Consider the following 4414-nt stretch of genomic DNA (forward strand, 5'->3'; position numbering starts at 1 on the left):
GCACAAGCATTTGTAGATAAATATAAACTTGAGAAGTCAAGGCTTAGTGGGTTTCTAGTTTTTTCAAATGCTACAATGAAACTTATAGTAAGTGGGGTAGGAGTAGGTTTTGCGAGAGATGCAACTCAAACATTTATAAATCACTATGATATTACAGATGATGATATTTACCTCAATGTTGGTATTTGTGGGGGCGATAAAAACTATGAAATTGGTACACTTGTAGAAGTTGGAAGTGTTACTTATGAGGGCATAAAGTATACTCTCAAAGAAAATAAAAAACAGATACATACCCTTGATGAGGAAACCCCTCTTTTTCTGAAATAATTAAATCTATAAACTATAACTTTTACACCTAAAATTAAGTTCTATTATGTAATACTATTTTTATGGAGAATTTTTTGAAACATATTTTTTTAATTATATTACTAATAATACAAGTTTGCTTTGCAAATGATAATTACTATTACCAAAACAACAATAAAGTGCTTCTCGAACCGAGTATTAGTATTGCTAGGGATAGTTCAAGTATAGATTATTATACAAATGAAAAAGGGATAGTTTTAGGAGTAACCGACACATTAATTGTAAAATTTAAATATGAACGCAATTTAAATAATTATCTAAATGAATTTAATTTGACACTCATAAAGCGTTTAGGTAATGGTCTTTATCTATTAAAGGTAGAGAATAAGAACCTCACAATAGATATATCAAACAAATTAACCCAGAAGGTTGATATTAAATATGCTCATCCTAATTTCATTAAAAATATAATAAAAAGATAATACTTTGAAATATATAATATTATTGATAATTTCACTATTTATTATTGGATGTGGTAACGGTTCAAATAATAATACCGAGATAAAAGTAGAAAACGAACCATATTTTTACCAACAGTGGTATTTAGATATTAATGAAGCTTTTTATTTAGAAAATGGGATTAACAGTGAAGCACATATCCATCCTTCTGATTTATTAACACAGCTTTCTGGAGATGGAATTAAAATAGCTGTCATCGATGATGGATTAGATGTAACTCATGAAGATTTGCAAGGTACAATAACTAATACATATGATGTAGCAAGTAAAACTTCCAATGTAACACACAATAATCCAACTGATTCTCATGGTACAGCTGTAACTGGAATAATAGGTTCAAGCATAAACTCTAAAGGCATTGCTGGTATTGCTCATAAATCTGAAATTATTTTTTTAAAATATAAGGAACCATTGGATGATAATAATACTATAGAACTTTTTAATAAAGCTGAAGAGTTTGGTGCAGATATAATAAACTGTTCATGGGGTACTTATTCTGTATCTGATGGAGTAAAAGATAAAATTGTAGATTTGGCAATTAATGGAAGAGGTGGTAAAGGTACCATTATCGTCTTTGCAGTTGGAAATCATAACAGAGATATGGGAAATGATGAATCAGCAATACCTGAGGTCATTTCAGTTGGTGCAACAGATTCGGAAAATTTAAGGGCATGGTATAGTAACTATGGTAATTATCTTGATGTTCTTGCCCCTGGAGGGTACTATAATGGTATAACAACTTTAGACCCTATGGGAAGTGATGGTATTGCATCTCTAGATGAAAACTACTTACTGTATGATGACTTTAACTCCTTTGTAGGCACATCAGCATCAGCACCTATAGTTAGTGGAATTATTGCCCTTATGCTAGAAAGAGATTCTAATCTTACAAGAGTAGAAGTGGAAAATATACTAAAAGATAGTAGCGACAAAATTGGAAATGTAGCTTATATAAATAGTAGAAATGATTACTATGGGTATGGAAAAGTTAATTTATCTAAGATTATTGAACGGGTAGATACGTTCAATAATTGAGTTTGATATCTTTTACAATAACTAGGGATTCAAAGTGAGAGATTAACATCATTGTTTTTTGTATAGTAGTTTTTTCTATTGGTCGACAAATAAGATATGTGAGAGATAAAAAAGTTAGAAGTATAAGTTTGAAAATATATAATCTAAAAGGTTTTCCCGTACCATTGGGACGGGGGTTGTTCACTAAAAAATAGTGTTAATTTCCTGCATATTAGGAAATTAAGCGAATTTTAGTGACTGTTTTTAGTGCTGTTTATATTCTGTAGTGGTTGAACGGTTCATATTACGACTTAACATATAAAACTCTAAATTTAGTATTTGATATTCCTGATGTTTCATTAATTAACTCAAAACTTAACTCTTGCATACCATGTATCAAAAATAGGGAGATATCATCATGTGTAAGTGGCCATGGTGGACCATCATTGTTACCAGTGTGTTGATGAGCTACGATAAGTAACTTACCGTCTTTTGCTACTGTATCTACCACTGCGTTTATCATTTTTTCTCTAAACTCTACAGGTAAGGATTGAATAGTGAGTGCTTCAAATACAAAGTCGAAATTTTCATAGTACTTCTTAGGCATGTCAAATATATCTTGTTTCTCAAAATTAATTTTAGAATCACTGAATCTTTTTTGTGCTAGGTCAAGTGCTGTTTGAGAAACATCTATGGCTACTACGTCATAACCTGCATTATCAAGTGCATAAGCGTCATCTCCTAAACCACAGCCGATAACAAGAGCTTTTCCCTTATGCTCTTTTTCGTCGGCTAAGTAAGTTTGTAGTAATGGATTTACATCCTGTCTCGCCCATGGGATATTGTCATGATTATTTTCATGTCTTTTATATAAATCATCAAACCAGGCACTAGCTTTGTTGTGTTCTTTCATTTATTTATCCTTTTGTTTTAAATACGGTTTCATTGCAGCACTTGTATATTTTATAACATTTTGAACTGACAATGCATTTAACTCTTGCCCTATAGTATGTAAAAATGAACTGTAAAATTGCCAAGACAGAGATATAGAGTCTACAAGAAAGTCTATATCTTGTTCATCGCTAACAATAAGCTCTTCAATTATTATAAGGTTATTCATAACTTGTCTTATGCGTCTGCGGTGAGCAATGTTATCTTTTATGTAAATATCTTCTAACTCTGAATCACGAGAGAAAAGAGAAAGCATCTCTTTAAAAAAGAATCGATACTTCCACTGGATTTCTATAAGTAATGTCTCGTGTTCGCGTAAAATAGTTATAGATTTTGGAAGCTCTTCTGCTGGAAGCTTAGTCTCAGTTCTCATTTTAATATAAAGTAATCGCACAATCTCTTCACGATTCTTATAATGATAGTGTAGATTCCCCGGACTTATTCCCATCGCTTTTGCAATATGATTTGTAGTGGAGGCTTGAGTCCCTAGTTCATTGAAAAGTTCACGAGCTGTTTCTAAAATATCTTCTTTTCTTGACATTTCAACTCCTTATATTGAAATTATAGTGTAGTTACACTAGTCTGTCAATAAATTTTATAATTCTGTTTAGTGACCTAGGTAAAGCTATTTGTTGATTATATATAATATGTAAATTATACTATTAGAGTCATTACACTTTACATTGTATTTTTATTGATATATAATTTTAGTGTAATTGCACTAAAGTACCAGGTGCAAACAAAAATAAAAGGATAGAAAATGAAATTAGTTCAAAGTTTAGCGTTAAGCACGGTATTAGGTTTAAGTTTTTTAAATGCGGCAAACTATAGCGTTGACGTAAGTCATTCAGACATAGCGTTTAAAGTAAAGCATATGATGATTAGTAACGTAAAAGGAAGCTTCGAGAGGTTTAGTGGTACCTTTAGCATAGATGAAAAAACAAAACAGTTTTCCTCAATAGATGGAACGGTTGAAGTTGCTAGTTTAACTACGATGGAAGGAAAAAGAGATGGACACCTTAAAAGTAAAGATTTTTTCGACGTAGCTAAGTATCCACAAATGCATTTGAAATTTCTTAAGCAAAGCAATGACAAAGTAGAGTTTGAGTTAACTATAAAAGATGTCACTAAAGTAGTAACTCTTGATGTTGAAGAAATTAGTGGAACTGTAAAAGATCCATGGGGATATACAAGATTGGCGTTTGAGCTTCACGGAAAAATTAATCGTAAAGATTTTAATATGAACTTTAATGAGCTATTGGAAGCCGGTGGTTTACTTGTTGGCGATACTGTAAGGTTTGATATAGTTATCGAAGGAATTCAAGCTAAATAAACAATACTAAGGAGTAGGATATGAACAAAGTAGACAGTCCTAAACGACGAACTTTTCTTACATTATGTCTGTCTCTTTGAGAGTGTAAACCTAACTGTGTAAACCCACCTAGTATTCCTAAATCAGTTAGTGTATTTTGACATAATTTCACTGAAAAATATACAAAGTTGAGGATAAATCTCAGGCCAGTTTCTAATACTAGACATATTCCACTTTTCTTGTTGCTCCTGTGTAGCAAGATACATAACCTTAAAAGCTGAGTCTTCAGTAGGAAAAGAGCCTTTAGATTTA

5 protein-coding genes and 1 pseudogene are annotated in these 4414 nt (G+C 31.5%); 4 read left to right on the top strand and 2 right to left on the bottom strand.

Annotated elements, in window-relative coordinates; translation table 11 throughout:
* From HOG88_RS09900 to HOG88_RS09910, 3 genes and pseudogenes are all read left to right on the top strand, one after another.
* A pseudogene (locus HOG88_RS09900) lies at positions 1-327 on the top strand (hypothetical protein); the annotation flags it as partial.
* 74 nt (positions 328-401) lie between these two features.
* The gene (locus HOG88_RS09905) at positions 402-788 is read left to right on the top strand and encodes a hypothetical protein (protein ID WP_295005718.1); all 387 of its coding nucleotides are present in this window, start codon (positions 402-404) and stop codon (positions 786-788) included.
* 22 nt (positions 789-810) lie between these two features.
* Complete coding sequence (locus HOG88_RS09910) at positions 811-1860, top strand: S8 family serine peptidase (RefSeq protein ID WP_295005720.1); 1050 nt, start codon at positions 811-813, stop codon at positions 1858-1860.
* Positions 1861-2143: 283 nt separating this feature from the next.
* On the opposite strand, the gene HOG88_RS09915 is transcribed toward HOG88_RS09910, so the two are convergent.
* Together HOG88_RS09915 and HOG88_RS09920 are read right to left on the bottom strand one after the other, a co-directional pair.
* Positions 2144-2752, bottom strand: a complete 609-nt coding sequence (locus tag HOG88_RS09915; RefSeq protein WP_295005722.1) for a methyltransferase domain-containing protein — start codon at positions 2750-2752, stop codon at positions 2144-2146.
* The gene (locus HOG88_RS09920) at positions 2753-3331 is read right to left on the bottom strand and encodes a TetR/AcrR family transcriptional regulator (RefSeq protein ID WP_295005724.1); all 579 of its coding nucleotides are present in this window, start codon (positions 3329-3331) and stop codon (positions 2753-2755) included.
* Between the two features lie 219 nt (positions 3332-3550).
* On the opposite strand from HOG88_RS09920, the gene HOG88_RS09925 reads away from it, so the two are divergent.
* Positions 3551-4123 carry a YceI family protein gene (locus tag HOG88_RS09925; protein ID WP_295005726.1) on the top strand — a complete coding sequence of 191 codons (573 nt, stop codon included), beginning with the start codon at positions 3551-3553 and terminating at the stop codon, positions 4121-4123.
* Positions 4124-4414: the final 291 nt, after the last annotated feature.

The organism is Sulfurimonas sp. (genome assembly GCF_018698455.1).
In the GTDB taxonomy this organism is placed as follows: domain Bacteria; phylum Campylobacterota; class Campylobacteria; order Campylobacterales; family Sulfurimonadaceae; genus Sulfurimonas.

What these genes read in the sequence shown, in the direction of transcription:
- HOG88_RS09915 (WP_295005722.1), bottom strand. Translation starts at nt 2,752, where the DNA reads ATGAAAGAACACAACAAAGCTAGTGCCTGGTTTGATGATTTATATAAA.
- HOG88_RS09925 (WP_295005726.1), top strand. Translation starts at nt 3,551, where the DNA reads ATGAAATTAGTTCAAAGTTTAGCGTTAAGCACGGTATTAGGTTTAAGT.
- HOG88_RS09920 (WP_295005724.1), bottom strand. Translation starts at nt 3,331, where the DNA reads ATGTCAAGAAAAGAAGATATTTTAGAAACAGCTCGTGAACTTTTCAAT.